The sequence below is a fragment of the Brevibacterium sp. SMBL_HHYL_HB1 genome (genome assembly GCF_018208375.1).
GTDB classification, from domain to species: domain Bacteria; phylum Actinomycetota; class Actinomycetes; order Actinomycetales; family Brevibacteriaceae; genus Brevibacterium; species Brevibacterium intestinavium.
Map to the genome: position 1 here is coordinate 3,078,669 of NZ_CP062936.1, position 19,637 is coordinate 3,098,305.

Sequence of the window (19,637 nt, forward strand, 5' to 3'; positions counted from 1 at the left end):
ACAGCACAGGAGCGGGTCTGCACAGCAGAGGTGCACTGATGCGGCCTCAGGCTCAGAGTTCCGTGCTCTGAGTGCCACCGGCGGGACGGTCGCCGGCGATCTTCGACTTGACCATACGGAACAGGCCGGAGACCTTGCCGCCGGGCAAGCCCCAATGCTGCGCGGAGTCCGTGACGACCTTGATGAGCCCGAGGTTCGGATCCTCACGGCCGTCGAACCAGGCATTAGCCGATTCGGACCACAGCTCGTCGATCGTGACCGGGTCGTCGACGAACTCGACGCGGCCGGCCACGGAGAGCCAGTTGCCCGCCTCGGCGACGCTGATATTGACCTGTGGGTTCGTCCGCAGCGCCTTGGCCTGGTCGCCGTCGAGGGCGAGGAAGAACCAGACATCGGCATCCTCGGTGACCTCCTGCGCGGTCATCGGATGCGCGAGAATCTTGCCGTCGGCCAATGCCGTGGCGAGCATCACGGAGTTGCTGCCCCGCAGGATCTTGATCACATCGGCCTGGCCGAGTTCGTTCGTCGCCGCCTCGCCCGCGGGCCTCGTCCCGGCACCGCCCGGGGCATGACCTCCCTCGGTATCGTCGCTGGCGGAAACGCCGCCGGATGCCGAGGCGCTGCCGGTCGATGCGTTGCCGGATGCAGTCTCATTGCCGGAGTAGGCTGCTGCGGTGCTCGCCGCACCGCCTCCGGCAGTGCTGGCGACCGCGTTGCCCATGCCGGGTGCACTGTCGACATCGTCGGGCTCACCGGTGGTGCCGACAGCCGCGCCCATGCCGGGGGCAACGGCAGCGTCATCAGCCTCGTGCGTCCCCTTGTCGGAATCGGAACCGCTGTCAGCAGCCGCATCGTCTCCGGCAGTGCTGGCGACTGCGTTGCCCATACCGGGTGCACTGTCGACATCGTCGGGCTCACCGGTGGTGCCGACAGCCGCGCCCATACCGGGAGCTGCAGCGGCATCATGCTTCTCGGGCTGATCTTGATCCGCATCGGACGTCGGGGCTCCCTCGCCGGTATCGGACTTCGGGGTCGCCTCGGCGGCTCTCGATTCGTCGATCGCTGTGTGCGATCCATCAGGATTGCGGTGCAGGGTCACGCCCTCCTCCTCGGCGGCGGTCTGGGCGCGATCCTCAACGTTCTGCTCGGTGTATCCGACCCTGGCGTGAGATTCCATGTTCGAGGTCCCGGCAAACGTCGCGGACGTCTCGTCCAACTTGGCAGCGACGTCACGTGCCTTCTTCTCGGCAGCGGACTCGTCACTCGTATCTCTGTTGCCCATGACCATTTCCCTTCGCAGACGGTTCCTGGCGCTCCAGTCGCTGTGCGCGCCGTAACGGTGCGCCGATCCCGGCAGTCGCTGATGCGAGCTGTGATCGGCGAGCGCATGAACGGCTGGACAGTCATTCTCACACGGGCTTCCGGTTGGCAACAGCCCCCTTGGAATGGGACGACGGGAGGGATCGTCGGGCAGCTGCAGCCTCTGGACGCGCACCGGGCCGCCGATACTTCAGTTCGACCGTAATATGGGAAAGATGAAGGGGGCCGAGGTGAACGCCGCAGAACGTTGCTCTGAGTTTCCCACTGCCTGGACCTCGCGCCAACAGTGGGAAGAAGTCGTGAGATCCGCCTACGCGGGGCTGACCATGACCATCCAGCGCGGGTCTGAGTTCTCAGCTCGGATGCGTCTGTCCGGCTTCGGTCGCCTTCAGGTCTCCGAGGTCGAATCGGGGCCGGTGCGCTACGAGCGTTCGGACGAGCTCATCGCCGATGTTCCGTCTGATCATCTCCTGCTCAGCCTCAAGTACTCCGGCAGCGGTGCAGTCGAACAGTTCGGACGGCGACCTCCTTCTCTATGACACCAGCGCGCCTTACCAGCTGAACTTCCCCGAGCCCTATCGTGAGCTCGTCGTCAGGATTCCCCGCTCGGCGCTGGCCTCACGGGTCGCCGCACCAGAGAGGTTCTCCGCCATCCGCTTCGCAGGCAATTCAGCGGTCTCACGTCTCGTCGCCAACTATCTGCGCGGGCTGGCCGCAGAATCAGAGTCTCTTCCGGCCGCCGCCCGCGGCCGGCTCGACTCGGCGATCCTCGACATCGTTGCCGTGGGGCTGACGAACGTCGACGGTGTGGCGGCGAGCAACGGCTCAGCGGACTACCTCATGCGCGCCAAGACGTTCATGCGCGCTCACGCCGCGGATCCCACGCTGACCGCGGGACGAATCGCTGCCGCACTCAACATCAGCGTGCGTACACTGAACAGAGCCTTCGCTCGAGAGAACGAATCGGCGATGAGATGGCTGCTCGACCACCGTCTCGAGGCCGCCCACACCGCTTTGGCCGAAGGACGCACCCGGTCCGTCGCGGATGCGGCCTTCGACCTGGGGTTCTCAGACCTGTCTCATTTCAGCCGTGCGTTCAAAGCGAAGTACGACCTCACTCCGAGCGAAGTCCATCATCGCCGATCAGCGGAAGACCACTGAGCATCTCCTGCAGCTGCAGCAGATTGCGCGGAACATACTCAGCGATTGTGAGACCTACGACGTCGGCGACTGCGGCCACGTCTCTGATGAGCCGGTTCACCTGAGACCGAGTGAGCCCGCCTGGCTCCTCGCCGAGGCCGAAGGAGACCTCGTCGCTGTCGACGACATCCACATCGAGGTGGATCGCCACTTTGCCCGCACCGGTGGCCTTGAGCCAGTCGAGGAGAGCGGTCGAATCCTTGCGCAGGTCATCCGGTGTGAACACCGGCGGTCCCCATGCACGCACGTTCGCCAGAGCATCGTCCTCACCGCAGTGCTGACCGGCGTAGGCGAAGTTCTCGGCCCTGACAGTCGCGGGCAAGTGGCTGATCAGCTGCCGGTCGCCGTGTCCGAGGAGCATGGCCGCGGCCATCGCGTGATAGCCGTCGTAGGCCGTGTCCGGGGTGTCCGAGTCCGGGTGGGCGTCGATCCACACCACGGCGAGATCGTCTCCATACATCTCGGCCAGGTGAGCAAACGGTGCCACGCTGACCGAGCACTCCCCGCCGAGGGTGAGCACCCGATCGAAGTCATGTGCGGACAGTGCTCTGAGGGCCTTCTGCAAAGCGGTGGTCACGGCCGTTCGAGATTCTATTCCGTCGATCGATCCCTCATCGGGGTCGCCGACATCGACAGGGATGAACTCCGACGGTCCTTTGTGCTCGGGCAGTATGGCTGCGAGCACGCGCGAGCCCACGTGGTAACCGCGCCGAGCCCGTTCCCTGCCAACCTCGGGTACGAGGGATGCGGCGTTGTCCGCCCCTGCGCCCTGCCACTGCGGCCACACGAGCCGAAGTGTGCGGGCATCGTTGAATGCTGCCTCAGGTGTCGTGTCATTCATGGGTCAACCTTTCCGTCTCTCAGCCAAGTCGAGGAACTCTGTGAAGCCACGTTCGGATGGTCCTGTGGCGCGAGCGTACGTGGGAATCGGGCTCATCGTAAACGAGAGTGTAGAACGGTGATTCCAGGACACGGCGAGTCGCTACCCGGATAGATGTCGAGGTCTTCCGATGATGGAAGTTCTCACACAACCCATCCGAAAGACCTCGACGTGGCCAAGCCTACTTTCTCAACCCCTGACCTCACGACATTCTGCCGACTCGACACCCTCGACCTCACCTGCACCGGCCAACACATCACCGGACACAAAGCCATCCTGGAATGCCGGCCCAACACTGCCGATGACTGGTGCCGACGGTGTGGTGGCCACGGGATCGTTCGCGATACCGTCGTCCGCCGTCTCGCCCACGAACCCTTCGGCCACCGACCGACCACGCTTCATATTCGCCTCCGCCGCTACAAATGCGTCGAGTGCGACCGCGTATGGCGTCAAGACACCACTGCTGCGGCGCCCCCACGAGCGAAGATCTCTCGAACCGGCCTCGACTGGGCGCTGCGTGCCCTCGTCATCGACCACGACACCGTGTCCGTGATCGCACGCAAACTCGCCGTGTCCTGGCACACCGCGAACTCCGCAATCCTCGCTGAAGGTAAGCGGTTGTTGATCAACGACCCGACGCGTTTCGACGGGGTCAGCGTCATTGGTGTCGACGAGCACGTATGGCGGCACACTCGGCGTGGCGACAAGTACGTCACCGTCATCATCGACCTCACCCCGATCAGCCAGGCAACAGGCCCAGCACGTCTGCTCGACATGATGCCCGGACGGTCGAAGCAGGTGTTCAAGCAGTGGTTGAAAGCCCGTCCGAAGGACTGGCGTGATGGCATCGACGTCGTCGCGATGGACGGATTCTCCGGCTTCAAAACAGCCTCGGTCGAGGAACTGCCCGATGCGGTCGAAGTCATGGACCCCTTCCATGTCGTCAAGCTCGCCGGTGATGCTCTCGATGATGTTCGTCGTCGTATTCAGCAGGAGACCACTGGTCATCGTGGACGAGCGAAAGACCCCTTGTATCGAGCGAGGAGGACTCTGCACACAGGCGCTGATCTGCTCACGACCAAGCAGCAGGAGAGGATCGCAGGCCTGTTCGCCGATTCGAGTTTCACCGAAGTCGAAGTCACCTGGGCTGTTTACCAAGACATAGTCAACGCCTACCGAACCGCCGACCGCAACGAGGGCAAGAAGCTCTTGAGAACGGTCATCGACGCACTGACGACGAATCTGCCGACAGAGCTGGTCGAGCTCAAACGGTTGGGACGGACTCTGAAGCGCCGAGCTGCCGATGTGCTGGCGTTCTTCACCCGACCGGGAACGTCCAATGGTCCGACTGAAGCGATCAACGGCAGGCTTGAACATCTGCGCGGGTCTGCTTTGGGGTTCCGTAACATCACCCACTACATCGCCAGGTGTCTGCTCGAGTCCGGTGGCTTCAGACCGGTTCTACACTCTCAATTACGATGAGCCGGGAATCGGCATTCGACATCGCTCGACATCGGTTCATGGACGAGGTTAGAAGAAGTGCCGGAAGACTTCTTGGCGGATCGGGACATCGCAGTTGTCGATTCGCGCCACCCTGCACGCGTGCACGGTGAAGACGTCCGTGCCTACACTGGGGGCCATGGATGAAGAAACCACCGTCACCGTCAACGACATTCCCGAAGGTGCCACCATCGTCGACGTCCGTGAAGACGACGAGTGGGAGGCCGGGCACATCGAAGGCGCGTACCACGTGCCGCTGGGCGAACTGCCCGCCCGCCTCGACGACCTGCCGCTCGATGACGACATGTACGTCATCTGCCGCACCGGCGGACGCTCGAACCGAGCCGTCGCCTGGCTGAACCAGAACGGCTTCGACGCCTTCGACGTCCAGGGCGGAATGGGCTCCTGGAACCTCGACAACGGCAAACCCATCGTCTCCGAGACCGGCGAGGAACCCTGGGTGAAGTAGGGTCCTGGGCCAGTTCGGTCACACCCGCTGACGACAGTTGCAGAATTTGGAACGCACCGATGTGACCGACTGGATGGTTGAAGCCGATGAGTCGATGGGCGCTGACCCCAAAATTTGGATCACGCCGAAAGGCACAGCCTTTTCCACTCCGACTCAAGAAGTGTCATGGCTATTCAAGACACCGAAAACCGGACAATCCACGATGGTAGAACGTACCGGCGCCACGACGATGTCGCCGAAGCCGTGGTGTGTGAAGTCGCCAAGCTGCTGAGCATTCCGACTGCGCAAGTGCGCCTGGCACAGAGACGATACTCCCGGAGTCATTTCACGAAACGTGATCCGTCCAGATCACAATCTCGGGTCCGCGGACATGGTCCTTCTCGGAATCGAAAGCTACGAATCATGTGCTGGCGATCGCCGCTCCAATGCCCGGCCCGGCCACAACCTGAAGAACATCGCCTCCGTCATGACGGGTCTGTTGGGCCCCGCCGGCACGGACTACGCAGATTGGGCGGCATTCGATGTCTTCAGCGGCTACTTGTTGCTTGATGCCCTGTGCGCCAACAACGATCGACATGCCGAGAATTGGGCCATCGAAGAACCGCCGCTCGGAGACGCGGACCAGCCAGATCGGCTTACCGCAAGCTTTGACCATGGATCAGCATTGGCTTCTTCGATTGAGGAGTCGGTCTGTGAAAGGAAGCTTTCCGACATCCACAGATTCTGCGAACGCGGTAAGGCGAAGCGATTCGAGGACAGAAAGCAATCGCTGGTGGGCCTCTGGCGTGATTCGGTTCTAATCGCAGGAAAATCGGCAGTGCTGTGGCGGGACAGGCTGGAAGACCTTGATCCGGACAAGCTCGCTGAGACCTGTCACGGCGTCGATATCGTGTCAGCCTCGCGGGCTAACCTGATGACTGCGATACTTGAAGAAAACAGACGAAGAATTCTCCGATGCTCCCTACAGAACTGATCGCGCCCGCGAATGTTCCACGTAGCGGTGTCTCCGTGCGGAAACTTCTGGTCACTCAGAAGCTGCCTCCGAACAGTCCCTACGAGACCATCGGCATACTTTCACGAATGCCTGACGATACCTTTCATTTCTCGTATCTGAATACGTATGCGCAGGCGGAGTATTTCCGTGAACTTCCCGGATTGCAGAAGGTGCGGGGTGGAGTGACCTCTGATCGCCTGTTTCCATTTTTCGCCGAACGCGTCATTTCGCCGGAGCGACCGGATCGAGCGACTGCACTCAGCTATCTCAACCTTGAGGACCCAGCTGAACCATTTGAGGTTCTCGCGCGATCAGGTGGAAGCCGACTCAATGATCAGCTTGAAGTGCTTTCATTCCCGGAACAGGTCAGTACGGGACATCATTCATTCACCCTTTTCGTGCATGGTATCCGGTACCTCGACGACACCGGGTACAACGCTCTCGAACAGCTGCATTCGGGTGACTCGCTGCAGGTTGAGCGAGAGCCATCCAACCCCGAGTCCGAACTGGCGCTCAAGGTCAGTCACAATGGGGCGCCTCTGGGGTACGTTCCACATCCGTTGCGCAACTTCATCAATCCGGCAGTGGCAACCGACAACTATACGTTGACTGTGGTGCAGCGGAACTCACCAAATGCTGGATTCCACCAAAGACTGCTGGTGACGCTGGTGTTTGAGGCGCGCGATGACGAGGCAGTGTTCTCCGGAGTCGATCTCAAAGAGTTCTGATCACCCGGCCTGTTAGCCTACTCGCCGGAGAACCCCACGGGTTGATAACTTTATCAACGAGCACTGCGCTCACTGGCGGGTTCACGCTGCCGGATCGGCCTCCTCGGCGGGGTCGGGGACCTCGTCGGGCCGGTACTTGGGCAGGCGTGAGGCCGGCAGGGCCGCGGCCAGACTGATTCCGGCGAGGGCATGGAAGCCGAGCTTGAGCGTGCGCAGATGCTGCTCGGAATTGAGTTCGACGGCGTGGTCGGCCTGCTCGGGTGACACCGTCCTATCCTCGATGACCTCGCGCAGCTCGTCATTGCCGATGAAGTTCGGGATGTCGAGTTCGGCGGGATGGAGAAAGCGATCTCGGTGGCACCGGTCTCGTGCACGGTTCCGACCGATTCGATGAGGCTGAGGCCGAACCAGTCCGGATCCGCCTCGCGAGGATCGGGATGCAGTCGGCGACCTCGTCCCGTTCGCAAGCGGCAGGCCTCTCGGCTCCTGCCCGCGGAGTGGTTTCACTCTCTCCCAGCACTTTCCTCATGCACAGGGTTCTGATCAGGGATTATCAGAAAATTCACCGCAGCCTCGGGCACGGTTCGACAGCCCCGCGATGCCCGCTTCGAGCTGGTGAGCGCCGGCGCGAAGGCACCGTGGTCGAAAGCCTTGATCCCACTCCCCGATGGGGTTAGCGTCGAGACCACGGACCGCGTTGCCTCTGACACGATCATCGACCCGAAGTGAACGAGGTGGCGATGGCCATCTCCGACAACCGTGCGAAAGAGTGGGACCCCATGAGCGACGAGAAGAAGAATCTGCCCGACGGCGCAGCAGGAGAGGACCACGACACCGAGAAGGAGATCGACTCGTCCGCTGTCAGCGTCGGTTCCGAGACCGAGGAAGAAGGCAGTTCGCAGACTCCTGAGGAGAGGCTCGAGCAGATCGCAGCCGACCACGACGTGCCCGTGGATCGAGACCCCAAGGAAGCCCAAGCCGCCGGCGAAGGCGCAGTGTCCTCCGACGACAGCGATTCGTCGCTCGACAACGGCCGCGATGTGCGCGGCGGCGACACGAAGGAGGACGAGGACACCAGCTCGGAGCCGCCGGACTGAGCAGCCGCCTCGGCGAGGGTGTCTGCTGCAGGCGTGAAGTCTCGCAGGACTCCTCCGCACCGTCCACGATGCAAGAACTCCGTGGACACAACTGTGCGCCCCTGAGGGGATTTGGCAAGGTAGGGATATGACTACACGCGCTGGCCAGTTGGCCCAGGATCAGGATCTCGTGGACATCCCCGCGCTTCTCGACTCCTATCACGATCTCGTTCCCGACCCCTCGGTGCCCACCCAGGCCGTGAGCTTCGGCACTTCTGGGCACCGCGGCTCGAGCTTCAACCGCTCCTTCAACGAGGCGCACATCGCGGCCATCACCGCGGCCATCGTCGACTTCCGCAGGGACAAGGGCATCCGCGGTCCGATCTTCCTGGGCCGGGACACCCACGCTCTGAGCGAGCCCGCGTTCCTCACCGTCCTCGAAGTCCTCGCCGCCGCCGAGGTGCACGCGCTCATCGACGAGCGTGACGGCTTCACCCCCACCCCGGCGGTCTCACACGCGATCCTCGGCTACAACGCCGGGAAGTCCCGCGCCGACGCCCAGGCCGACGGCATCATCGTCACCCCCAGCCACAACCCGCCCTCCGACGGCGGCATCAAGTACAACCCGCCCCACGGCGGACCGGCCGGCACCGAGACCACGACCTGGATCGCCGACCGCGCCAACGCCTACCTGGCCGACGGGTGGGAGAAGATCCCGCGCACCGGATTCCAGCGCGCCTTCCACCTGGAGAACACTGAGAACTTCGACTACGTCGCGAACTACGTCGATGACCTCGGCTCCGTCGTCGACCTCGACATCGTCCGCAGCTCCGGACTGAGGATCGGCGCCGACCCCCTGGGCGGGGCCAGTGTCGACTTCTGGGCGGCCATCGCCGAGGACTACGATCTCAACCTCACCGTCGTCCACCCCGATGTCGATCCCACCTGGTCGTTCATGACGCTCGACTGGGATGAAAACATCCGCATGGACTGCTCCTCGCCCTATGCGATGTCCGGCCTCATCGCCTCCCGCGACGACTATGACATCTCCACGGGCAATGACGCCGACGCCGACCGGCACGGCATCGTCACCCCCGATGCGGGACTGATGGACCCGAACCACTACCTGGCTGCGGCCATCGACTACCTCCTCAGTTCGCGTTCCGATTGGCCGGCCGGGGCGGGGATCGGCAAGACGCTGGTCACCTCGTCGCTGGTGGATCGGATCGTGGCCTCCCACGATCGGAAGCTGTTCGAGGTGCCCGTCGGCTTCAAATGGTTCGTTCCCGGCCTGCTCGATTCGACTCTGGCCTTCGGCGGGGAGGAATCGGCGGGTGCGTCGTTCCTGCGCCGAGACGGCAAGGTGTGGTCGACGGACAAGGACGGCATCATCCTCGCTCTGCTCGCGGCCGAGATGACCGCGAAGACCGGCCAGACGCCGTCGCAGAGGTATGCGGGACTGGCCGCGAACTTCGGCGCCAGCGCCTATGCCCGTCAGGACGCCCCGGCCACCCGTGAGCAGAAGGCGAAGCTCGGAGCCCTCGCAGCCTCCCAGGTCAACGCGAAGACCATCGGCGGTGAAGCCGTCAAGTCAGTGCTCACCTCGGCGCCGGGGAACAACGCCCCCATTGGGGGACTGAAGGTGACCACGGACAATGCCTGGTTCGCCGTGCGTCCCTCGGGCACGGAGGACGTGTACAAGATCTACGCGGAATCCCTGCGCGACGAGGACCACCTGCGCACCGTCCAGCACGATGCCCGGACCCTGGTCGACGGCGTGCTGAAGTAGGCGTTCCCGTCACTGCGCCGTCGGCGCGAAGAACGCGGGCTCACAGCGACTTGAGGATGTCTGCGAGCCTGTCCGCGGTCGCCTCGAGTTCGCGAGCCTGGTCGAGCAGCTTCGCATGCTCGCGCTCGAGCGTGGCCACGGTGTCTGCACCCGCTGAGCCGTTCATACATGGCAGGAGCTCTCGAATCACCTCGGTGCCGAGGCCGGCATCGATGAGTCTGCGGTAAAGCAGCACGCGCTCGACGGCATCGACGGGATACCTTCGCTGACCGCCCTGGGTCCGCTGCGGTGCGAGAAGTCCCTGTTCTTCGTAGTAGCGAAGGGCGCGAGGACTGCAGCCCGCCCGGCGTGCGGTCTCACCGATCGACAGCAGGGAAGCTGTGGGCGGTGGATTCTGTGACATGTGCCTCATCGACTTGAACTTGACGTTGACGTCAGATTCTAGCATCGAAGCACCCGCCGGAACCGGCGCGGAAACAGACCGCCGACAGCGAAGGAAGCACAGCCATGAAGGTTGACAACAGCGTCGCCATCGTTACCGGAGCGAACCGCGGACTGGGCCGTCAGTTCGCGGCCCAACTGCTCGACAGAGGCGCGGCGAAGGTCTATGCGGCCGCACGCCGCCCGGAGTCGATCGACCTTCCCGGAGTCGAGGCCATCGGCCTCGACGTCACGGAGCCGGATCAGGTCGACGCCGCCGCTCGCACGGTCGGCGCAGCAGACATCGTCATCAACAACGCGGGGTTCTCCTCGTTCGCGCGACTCGTCGATGGGGACATGGATGACATCCGCCGCGAGATCGATGTCAACTACTTCGGAGCATTGCACGTGGTCAGGGCGTTCGCGCCGGCCATGCGGGAGCGCGGTCGCGGGGCATTCCTCAACGTCTCGTCCGTCATGGCGTGGCTCGGCTACGAGCATTCGAACTCCTACGGCGCGTCCAAGGCAGCCAATTGGGCGATGTCGAACGGACTGCGCGAAGAGCTCGCCCCAGGCATTCAGGTCAGTTCCCTCCTGCTCGGCAGCACCGACACGGACATGATGAAGGGCATCGACGCACCGAAGAACCGCCCCGACGTGCTCGTCTCCACCGCCCTCGATCAGTTCGAGGACGGGGTGGTCGAGATCCTGGCCGATGAGGCGGCGAGGGCCCTCAAAGCCGGTCTGTCGGACGATCGGGGCCGATTCGCGAAGTGATTCGGTTCGATGACGGAGCGGGATTCACCCCCTCGTCGGCTTCAGCCCTGGTAGTCCTGATTCTGCGGGGGCAGGGCCGCGATGGCGGGGTGGTCGCGTTCGGTGTTGCCGAGCTTCGCCGCACCACCGGGTGAGCCGAGCTCGTCGAAGAACTCGACGTTGTAGCTGTAGTATTCCTCCCACTCATCCGGGACATCGTCTTCGTAGAAGATCGCTTCGACCGGGCACACCGGCTCGCAGGCACCGCAGTCGATGCATTCATCAGGATGGATGTAGAGGCTGCGCGCGCCCTCGTAGATGCAGTCGACCGGGCATTCGTCGACACAGGCCCTGTCCTTGACATCCACGCACGGCTGCGCGATCACATACGTCATGCGTTCTACCGCCTTTCTTCAAGTCACGCGGAGCCTTTGGCGCGCTCTGCGTTCCTCACACCGGTTTCCCGGGTCTGGTCCCACCATAGTGAACTTCGGACCGCGGGCATATGATCCCGATCATGTTCGACGGCCTCGGCCGAGGAGACCGGGGCGACGGTCGGTTCGGCAGCCGGACGTGGGGTCGGCAGGCAGACGGCCGCGGGGTTGACGAGCAGTCGCCGGGTCGGTGTCAGACGCGGGGTTCGTGTCCGTTACCGAGTTCGTGTCAGTTGCCGGTCCGGTCAGCTCGTGGCGATCTCGTGCAGCAGGCTCGGGTCGACGATCGCTGTCCACTGCCGCCCGAAATCGACGGCTCCGGCCGCGCGCAGCCGCCCGAGCGCACGGCTCGCGGATTCGGGAGTGATCCGGGCGATGGCCCCGAGGTCGGCACGGCTGAGGGGAACGGACAGCTCGATTCTTCCCTCGTTCACTCGCCCCAGCTTCTCCGACAGGCTCAGCAGCACGGCGGCCACCCGCCGATCCGCGCTGCCGACGGTCAGCTGCTCGAGCGCCTGGTAGGACTGCTCGAGTCGCTCGGCGAGTTCGTCGAATGCCGCCATTGCGACCTTCGGGTATCTCTCCAGAACGCTGCGGACGACACTCACCGGAAGTCCGATGATGCACGAATCGACCATGGCCACAGCGGTCTCACCACAGTGTTCGATGCGCGTGAGCGTCCCGAAGCTGTCCCCCGGGCCGAGCACTGACACGACGGCATTGTCACCTCGTGGAGACGGGCGCAGCAGCTTCACCGCTCCCGAGGCGACCACGAACAGAGAACCGGCACGGTCACCGGCCCGATAGATCCGCTCTCCCGCGATGTAGCCGGGAGCACTGACCCGCCCCTCGAGCGCGATGAGTTCGTCGGCGGGCAGCGATGCGAAGAGAGGCGCATGGGTCAGCGCCTCGAGGCGGACCGTGTGCCGGCACGCGGAAGGGGCCGCCGAACACGGGGACAGAGGAAGCGAGAGGTGTTGTGGCACGGTCTCCCCATCCTCTCAGGCTGTCGTCGTTCCGAGGCACTGCCCACACTACTCCGTCACCCTCGGGCCGGTTCGGGTCACGATCGGATATCGCTGCGCCAACGGAATTGCCGAGAACATCACCGACCCCGAACGCCCACAGCTGCCGGAGCATCGCCAGCAGGGCATCGTCACCACCGGGCTCGCAGGAAGAATCGACTGCCGCCGGCTGTTCGCCTGCCCACCTGTGACAACCGCTGCCGCATGATCGCAACACTCCTGTCGTCGGTCTGTGACCGTTTCCAAGTCTCCATTCAGTCTCCGTTGTCGCGTCCTCAAATTCGAGGACAATACTGATCTGCGTCAACCGACATGCCACCTTGCGGTGGCAGCAGATACGACGAAGGGAGCGATCTGATGAAGTCCACCATCCGCAACCGCGCCACCGCCTTCGGCGTCGCCACCGTCACCGGCCTCGCCGGCATCGCCTTCGCCAGTGGTCCGGCCCTGGCCGACAGCGCCGGCCTCGCCGACTCGACATCGCAGTCGGCCGCAGCGGATTCCGGCACTCAGTCCGTGCACTTCCCAACCGACCCGACGACCTATGCGGACGAACTCGTCCAAGCTTGGGGCAACGGCAACACCGACCGCGTCGAGGCCTTCGCCTCACCCGGGGTCGTCGACGAGCTCGATGCCCACCGCGATGACAACGTCACCCATTGGGATCGTATGGGCACTGAGGGAGCCGCCGGCACGACCTACGTCGACTATGTGAACACCGTGACCGGCGAGACGATGTCTCTCGGCCTGCCCACCGAGGCGGTCCACAACGGCGGCGAACGGGGCGAGCCCCACGCAGTCCACAGCGTCAGATTCCAAGGCTGAAGCCGCCTCGGCGAAGTCCTGTGAATGACTCCGGCCCCGCACCGGTCGCAATCGGTGCGGGGCCGGATTCTGCCTCGGCGCTTACAGGTGCGCTTCGGGAGCGTTCTGCACGTAGTCGTCGACGGTGTCGTTCTTGAACGCGTCCTGGACCTTCTTCAGCTCATCCTCGTCGACGTTGACGATCGACTGGCCGTCCGGCGAAGTGCCGACACCGGCGACGGGGGCGGTGAAGAATTCGATGTCGCCGGGGCGGACATCGCGCATATCGAAGGCGGTGGACGAGATGTACTTCGCGTCCAGGCCGGAGTCGACATACATGTATGGAGCGAAGTTCTCCACCATGTCCTGGATCTTCGCCGGGTTCGACAGGGTGTCGGCGGAGATGATCTCATTCGTCAGGCCGCGGATGAATGCCTGCTGGTTGCGGGCGCGCTGGAAGTCGCCGTCCTTGAACTGTTTGCGCTCACGCACGAAGGTCAGCGCCTCATCGCCGTCCAGGACGTTCTCGCCCTTGGTGAAGGTGTAGCCGTTCTTCTCGAAGGCCTGCTCGGAGTTGACCGTCACCCCACCGAGGCTGTCGGTGAGCGCCTTGAAGCCTTCGAAGTCGATGATCGCCACGTGATCGAGGTCGGTGCCGATGAAGTCCGAGACCGTCGACACAGCCAACGGCAGACCGCCGTAGGACAGGGCCGAGTTGATCTTCGACTTGCCGTGACCCTCGACGTCGACCCAGGTATCGCGCGGGATCGACATGATCTGGACGTTGCCGCCGTCCTCGGGCAGATGCATGACCATGATCGTGTCCGAGCGCAGACCGCGGGAGTCGTTGACGTCGACCTCGTCCATCGGCTCATCGGAGCCGAGCAGGAGGATGTTCGTCCCGTCGCCTTCCTTGCCGCCTGCATTCTGATCGCCGAACACCTGTTCGTCGGACAGCCGGTTCGCGTTCTTGTCGAAGGAGCGACCGACGTTCCAGACGTAGAGCCCGATGCCCAGCACGCCGAGGATGACGATGACGAGCAAGGCGACGAGCACCTTGCGCCATACGCGCTTCTTCTTGCGGGGTCGCTGCTGGTCTTCGGGCTGGTGGTCGAAGAGATCGTCGAAGGTGGTGTTGTCCGTCATCGGCACTCCGGGGTCATGTCGGTGCGGGACTCACGCCGACGGGGAGAAAATGGCAATCTCGGCAATTATATAGCTTTTGTTACAAACCTCCGGACACCTCGGTGTCGTCGCCCCACTTTGGTGAGGCGACTCACCGGTAACTGTGCCCGATCCGATGGTGGCGCCGTGACAAGCTGGGTAGACTCTTCTGGTGTTCAACAACTATCGGGAGATCCTGTCGCTTCCCGGTGCGCTCAAGTTCTCCTTGGCCGGTCTCGTCGCCCGTATGCCCGTGGCAGTGCTGGGATTGGGAATCGTCCTCTTCATCCAGGGCGTGAGCGGATCCTATGGCCTGGCGGGCATCGTCACCGCCGTGTACATGATCGTCCAAGCCCTTGCCGGCCCCGGGATCGCTCGCTTCGTCGACCGCTACGGCCAGGCGAGGGTCATGACGCCCATCGTCATCATCCACCTGGTCTCGCTGACGCTGCTCATCTTCGCCGTCTACGGCGGTTGGTGGACCGGTTTCATCTACCTCTTCGCCGGCCTCGGCGGAGCCACGGTCGGCTCCGTCGGTTCGCTGGTTCGTTCGCGCTGGTCGCATATCGTCGACTCGCCGAAGAAGCTGCAGACCGCGTTCTCCTGGGAGTCGGTGGCCGATGAGCTGATGTTCGTCTCCGGTCCGGTGATCGCGACCGTGCTGGCCACGTCGGTGTGGCCTCCGGCGGGAATCATCCTCTCGATGGTCACCGTGGGTGCGGGATCGCTGCTGCTCTACATCCAGAAGTCGACCGAACCGCCCCCGGTCGAGCGCACCACCGAGGCCAAGGGGCACGTGTTCTCGAACCCGGGCATCTTCGCGATCATCATCGTCAACATCTTCCTCGGCGTGAACTTCGGGGCCATCGACGTCATCGCCGTGGCCTTCGCCGATGAACTCGGCGTGAAGTCCGCCGCCGGTGTGCTGCTGTCATGCCTGGCCCTGGGTTCCCTGGTCTCCGGTGCCCTGTACGGGGCCCGGAACTGGACGGCCGCCGTCCACCACCGGTTCGGTGTCGCCGTGTCGTGCCTGGCCGTGGGCGCCTGCATGATGCTGCTGGCGCAGAACATGGTCTCCTACGGCATCATCCTCGTCTTCGTCGGCTCGGCGATCGCCCCGAGCCTCATCGGCGCGAACTCCGTCATCGAGCAGCTGGCTCCGCCTCGCCGGCTCACGGAGGCCTTCGCCTGGCTCGGCACGTCCCTGGGCTTCGGCGTCGCCTTCGGTTCGGCGATCGCCGGCAACATCATCGACGCCGCGAACGCGAAGACCGCCATGCTGCTGCCCGCCGGGTGCGCGATCCTCGGAGCCGTGATCGCGCTGTCGCTGCTCAAACTGCTCAACCCGAAGCGGTCGAGCCACGAGGTCCGGCTGGCCAAGGACCGCCGCCGGGCGCGCATGGCGGAATAGGGCACTCGGCTGCGTCGGCCGGGTGCACGGCGGCGTCGGCCGGGCGCACGGCGGCGCAGAGCGGGCCCGCAGGCGCTGATTCGAGACCTCGAGGCGGACGGTGTCAGACGCAGCTGCGCCTCATGCTCGCCTCAGGAGGACGATTCCGTCCTTGACCGTGGCCGTCTCATCACCGTCGGGACCGGTGGCCTCGCGCGAGCGGATCTCCTTCCTCACAACCTGCCAGTCGGCTTCGTCCAGATCGAGCTCGGCCACCTCGGCGTCCGGGGTCAGCAGCACACTGAGCTCATCCTGCAGCTGCGGATCCTCCGGGTCATCGGTCTCGTGGTGCCGCAGCGCCCAGGCGGGGATGTCGGCGGGGGTTTCGAACACATGGGAGACGATCAGCAGGTGCCCGCCTCGCCGCACCCGCGCGGCGGCTCGACGAAGTATCTCGGTCCGGGGCAGCTCCACACTGGAATGGAAATACGATGCTGTGACGAGGTCGAACGTCTCCTCCGTCACCCAAGCGGAAAGGTCCTGGCTCACCCAGGTCACCGCATCCGCGGCCCCGGCCTCACGAGCGTTCTCGATTCCGCGTGCGATCGCCGTGGCCGAGATGTCGACGGCGGTGACCTGCCATCCCTGCTTCGCCAACCACACGGCGTCCCCGCCCTCACCGCAGCCGAGGTCGAGGGCGGAGCCGTTCACGGGCACGTGCAGGGCGGCGGCCACCTCGGCGGTGGCGGGATTGACCCGTCCGGACCAGCGCTGGGAGCTCTCGGCGTACTGACCCTCCCAGTAGTCTTCGGCCGATTCGGTCTCCCGATGCTCTGCCGGTCCCGAGGAGAGACCAGCCGGGTCGGCCCCCTCGACGGCCCTGTCGAATTCCTCAGTCACCAGGGCCATGTTGACCACGCCCCCGGTCATCGATCCGGCACCGATCGAGACCGGCACGTTGGCGCCGGGATTGACGATGTTGCCGATCGCCCAGACTCGTGGGTGGCTGGTCTGGCCGACGGGATCGACGGCGATGAAGTCGCCCATCGCATTCTCGGTGCGCTGCAGCCCCAGATCGGCCAGGTACCGGTCGTTCGGGCGCAGGATCGGGGCGGTGAACATCGCATCGAGTTCGATGCTGTCGCCGTCGCCGAGGCGGACCCCGGTGAGGCGGCCGCGGTCGGTGAGAAGCTCGGTGACAGGGGAATCGACGAGTCTGACCCCGCGAGAGCGCAGACGCGCGGCGAGGTCCGAATCGATCGGTCCGCAGCCGGCGGTGAAGAAGATCAGTCGGTCGCTCCACTGCCGGAGCAGCTGTGCTTGGTGCAGAGACATCGGCGAGGTGCCGAGGACGGCCAAACGCTGCCCGCGCACCTCCCAGCCGTGGCAGTACGGGCAGTGCAGGACGCCCGTGCCCCACTGTTCGCACATTCCGGGGATCTCGGGCAGTACGTCGCTCAGACCGCTCGCGGCGATGAGCGCCCGGGTCGATGCGGTCTCACCGTCGTCGAACGCGACCACGAGGCCGTCCGCCGCCTCCTCTGCGCTGCTGATCCTGCCCGTGCGAACCGTGACATCGTAGGCTCCGAGCTCTTCTCGTCCGCGTCGCAGCAGCTCGGCCGGTTCGAGGCCGTCGTTGCCGAGCATTCCGTGCATGTGCGCGGCGAAGCGGTTGCGCGGCGCCCCGCCGTCGACGACCAGCACACGCCGGCCCGACCTTCCCAATGTCAGCGCCGCCGACAGCCCGGCCACGCCTCCTCCGACGATGATGACTTCCCATTCTTCTCTCATGCCACCATAGTCCGCGCCAGGCTTGCAGTTTTGCAATAGTTCTTGCAGAATCAGCAAAAAGAATGCTTCGGGAGCAGGGGGAAAGACGATCATGGTCGACGAGATCAAACACATCGGCGCACGACTGCGGGCGCTGCGCAGCAGTCGCGGCTGGACACTCGAGGACCTGGCCTCCCGAGCCGATATGTCGACGAGCACCCTGTCACGATTGGAGTCGGGCAAGCGGCAGGCGAACCTCGAGCTCCTCATCCCCCTCACCCGCCAGCTCGGGATCAGCCTCGATGACCTCGTGACGCCCGCGGCCTCCGATCCGCGAGTTCGCCGCCCGAGCATCCACAGAAACGGGATGGTCATCGTGCCGCTGGCGCCCGAAGGAGCGCCGATCGCCACGTACAAGATCACCTATCCGCCCGTGACCAGTCCCCCGGAGCTGCGGGTCCACGACGGATACGAATGGCTCTACGTCCTTTCGGGCAGACTCCGGCTGCTCCTCGGCGATCAGGACCTCGTGCTCGCCCGCGGCGAAGCGGCCGAGTTCGACACGCGGGTCCCGCACGCCATGTTCGCCGCGGGCAAGCGTTCGGCTCAGATCCTGAGCATCTTCAACAACGAGGGAGTGCGAATGCACACCCACATGCCCGAGGAGGGCACGCCTGCGGAAGGAGGGCTCGAGGAGAGCGCGCCGGAGGACAAGCCGCAATAACAGGACGGACGCGCAGCCCTCGGCGACAGGACGGACGCGCCACCACCACTCAGGGCAAGCGTCACATCACAGCACCGGAAGGATATGCCGCCTCCGATGCGCGGCGGCGAAACAGATGTCAAGCATCTTTGACATGGGGGTGTCAAAGATGCTTTACTTTTTATGTAAAGAGAAATTGACATCTAGGGGCGATATGGAAGTGCAGACTTCGGACCTCAAGCAGATTCGCAAGGCGTCCGGACTCACTCAGGCCCAGCTGGCACAGCTGACAGGCGTATCCCGACAGACGATCATCGCCACCGAGCGCGGCGACTATGCGCCCAGCGTCTATCTCGCTCTGCGGATCGCCCGAGCCCTGGACACCACCGTGGAAGAGATCTTCTCGCTTCAGGAGGAAGCCCAATGAACACCAGCAGCGGAAAGAAGCCTCGCACCAACGAATTGGCCGACAGAATCGCCGGCTTCGACGATCCGTCCATGGGAGACGAACGGGAACGTGAGGTCATCCTCCGGGCGTACACGTTCGGCTCGATCGTCTCGACCTATGTGTTCTTCGCCCTCGGCGTCATCTTCGCCGTCATCGGCGGCGGAATGTGGACGGCGCTGATCGTCCTGGCCTCGGGCGTGTCCGGCATGGCGGTCTCGGCCTATTGCAAACGCGAGAACGTGGACTTCTCTCTGGCCATGGCACGCGTGTCGCCTCACCGGCTGCTCATCTCCTACATCCTCGGTGCCGTGTTCGCCATTGCATGGGTCGCAGCCATCGTCTTCCACATGACCACCGGTCATCCGCTCATCGACGTCGGCCTGGGAAGCGACCTGAGCGGACTGACCAGCTCCACCTCGATCGCCATCGGAGCGGCAGTCGGATTCGCGGGTGCCATCGTGGCGATGTCGATCTCGCGTTCGCGCAAGATCAAGCAAGCCCGCCGCGAGATCGCTTCAGCCGCCGACATCGAGGACGAAGACTGAGCAGGACGCTCTCGGCTCTGGCGCCGTCGGGACATCCGCCTCGGCGAGGCCGACCATCCCTCACCGTCAGCGGCCGAAACTACTCGTTGCACCGGGGCGTTATGGCGCTGACGGTGAGGGGTGCACACAGGACAGGGCGTTGTGACGCTGAGGGTGGGAGCTGAGGCCAACGGTGCGCTGTGCATCGGACAGCGTGCACCCCCACTACCGGCACCCGGCTGG

General features: G+C 64.3%; 22 protein-coding genes and 1 pseudogene. 15 read left to right on the top strand and 8 right to left on the bottom strand.

The genetic code is table 11. The features are described 5' to 3' along the window. Positions 1–52 precede the first annotated feature (52 nt). Positions 53–1,282: a pyridoxamine 5'-phosphate oxidase family protein gene (locus tag IG171_RS19355; protein ID WP_349252119.1), complete on the bottom strand. Its 1,230-nt coding sequence runs from the start codon at positions 1,280–1,282 to the stop codon at positions 53–55. Positions 1,283–1,646: 364 nt separating this feature from the next. On the opposite strand from IG171_RS19355, the pseudogene IG171_RS19120 reads away from it, so the two are divergent. Both IG171_RS19120 and IG171_RS19125 read left to right on the top strand, forming a co-directional pair. Beyond that, positions 1,647–2,025 (top strand): annotated as a pseudogene (locus IG171_RS19120) (hypothetical protein); the annotation flags it as partial. A gap of 153 nt (positions 2,026–2,178) precedes the next feature. After that, positions 2,179–2,481 carry a helix-turn-helix transcriptional regulator gene (locus tag IG171_RS19125; protein ID WP_249204353.1) on the top strand — a complete coding sequence of 101 codons (303 nt, stop codon included), beginning with the start codon at positions 2,179–2,181 and terminating at the stop codon, positions 2,479–2,481. On the opposite strand, the gene IG171_RS14230 is transcribed toward IG171_RS19125, so the two are convergent. Further along, positions 2,435–3,361: an arginase family protein gene (locus IG171_RS14230; RefSeq protein ID WP_212128041.1), complete on the bottom strand. Its 927-nt coding sequence runs from the start codon at positions 3,359–3,361 to the stop codon at positions 2,435–2,437. The two genes, IG171_RS19125 and IG171_RS14230, sit on opposite strands and share 47 nt — an antisense overlap. A 210-nt stretch (positions 3,362–3,571) precedes the next feature. On the opposite strand from IG171_RS14230, the gene IG171_RS14235 reads away from it, so the two are divergent. The 5 genes from IG171_RS14235 (at position 3,572) to IG171_RS14255 (ending at position 7,091) form a co-directional block, all read left to right on the top strand. Next, on the top strand, positions 3,572–4,882 hold the full coding sequence (locus IG171_RS14235) for an ISL3 family transposase (protein ID WP_212127363.1): 1,311 nt from the start codon (positions 3,572–3,574) through the stop codon (positions 4,880–4,882). 157 nt (positions 4,883–5,039) lie between these two features. Then, positions 5,040–5,369: a rhodanese-like domain-containing protein gene (locus tag IG171_RS14240; RefSeq protein WP_212128042.1), complete on the top strand. Its 330-nt coding sequence runs from the start codon at positions 5,040–5,042 to the stop codon at positions 5,367–5,369. 46 nt (positions 5,370–5,415) lie between these two features. Then, a complete protein-coding gene (locus tag IG171_RS14245) occupies positions 5,416–5,640 on the top strand; it encodes a hypothetical protein (RefSeq protein WP_212128043.1) in 225 nt (74 codons plus the stop codon). A 99-nt stretch (positions 5,641–5,739) separates the two neighbouring features. Continuing rightward, on the top strand, positions 5,740–6,342 hold the full coding sequence (locus IG171_RS14250; RefSeq protein ID WP_212128044.1) for a hypothetical protein: 603 nt from the start codon (positions 5,740–5,742) through the stop codon (positions 6,340–6,342). Positions 6,343–6,449: 107 nt separating this feature from the next. After that, positions 6,450–7,091: an HIRAN domain-containing protein gene (locus IG171_RS14255; protein WP_212128045.1), complete on the top strand. Its 642-nt coding sequence runs from the start codon at positions 6,450–6,452 to the stop codon at positions 7,089–7,091. Positions 7,092–7,172: 81 nt separating this feature from the next. Here IG171_RS14255 and IG171_RS14260 read toward each other — a convergent pair whose 3' ends face one another. Continuing rightward, positions 7,173–7,358: a hypothetical protein gene (locus IG171_RS14260; RefSeq protein WP_212128046.1), complete on the bottom strand. Its 186-nt coding sequence runs from the start codon at positions 7,356–7,358 to the stop codon at positions 7,173–7,175. 512 nt (positions 7,359–7,870) lie between these two features. On the opposite strand from IG171_RS14260, the gene IG171_RS14265 reads away from it, so the two are divergent. Further along, entirely contained in the window at positions 7,871–8,188 is a 318-nt protein-coding gene (locus IG171_RS14265) for a hypothetical protein (protein ID WP_212128047.1), read from the top strand. Positions 8,189–8,315: 127 nt separating this feature from the next. After that, positions 8,316–9,956 (top strand): phosphoglucomutase (alpha-D-glucose-1,6-bisphosphate-dependent), encoded by a 1,641-nt coding sequence (pgm, locus tag IG171_RS14270; protein WP_212128048.1) that lies wholly within the window; start codon positions 8,316–8,318, stop codon positions 9,954–9,956. 40 nt (positions 9,957–9,996) lie between these two features. On the opposite strand, the gene IG171_RS14275 is transcribed toward pgm, so the two are convergent. Then, positions 9,997–10,359 carry a MerR family transcriptional regulator gene (locus tag IG171_RS14275; RefSeq protein ID WP_249203711.1) on the bottom strand — a complete coding sequence of 121 codons (363 nt, stop codon included), beginning with the start codon at positions 10,357–10,359 and terminating at the stop codon, positions 9,997–9,999. A gap of 104 nt (positions 10,360–10,463) precedes the next feature. Here IG171_RS14275 and IG171_RS14280 point away from each other — a divergent pair, with 104 nt between their 5' ends. Continuing rightward, complete coding sequence (locus tag IG171_RS14280) at positions 10,464–11,153, top strand: SDR family oxidoreductase (RefSeq protein ID WP_212128049.1); 690 nt, start codon at positions 10,464–10,466, stop codon at positions 11,151–11,153. A 41-nt stretch (positions 11,154–11,194) separates the two neighbouring features. On the opposite strand, the gene fdxA is transcribed toward IG171_RS14280, so the two are convergent. Beyond that, the gene (fdxA, locus tag IG171_RS14285; protein ID WP_212128050.1) at positions 11,195–11,527 is read right to left on the bottom strand and encodes a ferredoxin; all 333 of its coding nucleotides are present in this window, start codon (positions 11,525–11,527) and stop codon (positions 11,195–11,197) included. A 284-nt stretch (positions 11,528–11,811) separates the two neighbouring features. Next, positions 11,812–12,552, bottom strand: a complete 741-nt coding sequence (locus IG171_RS14290) for a Crp/Fnr family transcriptional regulator (RefSeq protein WP_212128051.1) — start codon at positions 12,550–12,552, stop codon at positions 11,812–11,814. A gap of 396 nt (positions 12,553–12,948) precedes the next feature. Here IG171_RS14290 and IG171_RS14295 point away from each other — a divergent pair, with 396 nt between their 5' ends. Then, entirely contained in the window at positions 12,949–13,416 is a 468-nt protein-coding gene (locus IG171_RS14295) for a hypothetical protein (protein WP_212128052.1), read from the top strand. 81 nt (positions 13,417–13,497) lie between these two features. Here the strand turns inward: IG171_RS14295 and IG171_RS14300 are convergent, their stop codons facing one another. Further along, positions 13,498–14,541 (bottom strand): LCP family protein, encoded by a 1,044-nt coding sequence (locus IG171_RS14300; protein WP_212128053.1) that lies wholly within the window; start codon positions 14,539–14,541, stop codon positions 13,498–13,500. A 190-nt stretch (positions 14,542–14,731) separates the two neighbouring features. On the opposite strand from IG171_RS14300, the gene IG171_RS14305 reads away from it, so the two are divergent. After that, entirely contained in the window at positions 14,732–15,970 is a 1,239-nt protein-coding gene (locus tag IG171_RS14305) for an MFS transporter (RefSeq protein WP_212128054.1), read from the top strand. 120 nt (positions 15,971–16,090) lie between these two features. Here IG171_RS14305 and IG171_RS14310 read toward each other — a convergent pair whose 3' ends face one another. Beyond that, positions 16,091–17,740, bottom strand: coding sequence for an FAD-dependent oxidoreductase (locus IG171_RS14310; protein ID WP_212128055.1), 1,650 nt, complete (start codon positions 17,738–17,740; stop codon positions 16,091–16,093). A 91-nt stretch (positions 17,741–17,831) separates the two neighbouring features. Between IG171_RS14310 and IG171_RS14315 the strand changes: the two genes are divergently transcribed. The 3 genes from IG171_RS14315 (at position 17,832) to IG171_RS14325 (ending at position 19,415) form a co-directional block, all read left to right on the top strand. Then, the gene (locus tag IG171_RS14315) at positions 17,832–18,443 is read left to right on the top strand and encodes an XRE family transcriptional regulator (RefSeq protein WP_212128056.1); all 612 of its coding nucleotides are present in this window, start codon (positions 17,832–17,834) and stop codon (positions 18,441–18,443) included. Between the two features lie 193 nt (positions 18,444–18,636). Beyond that, positions 18,637–18,849, top strand: coding sequence for a helix-turn-helix transcriptional regulator (locus tag IG171_RS14320; protein WP_212128057.1), 213 nt, complete (start codon positions 18,637–18,639; stop codon positions 18,847–18,849). After that, complete coding sequence (locus IG171_RS14325; protein ID WP_212128058.1) at positions 18,846–19,415, top strand: hypothetical protein; 570 nt, start codon at positions 18,846–18,848, stop codon at positions 19,413–19,415. Before IG171_RS14320 ends, IG171_RS14325 begins: the two co-directional genes overlap by 4 nt. The last annotated feature ends 222 nt before the right edge of the window (positions 19,416–19,637 follow it).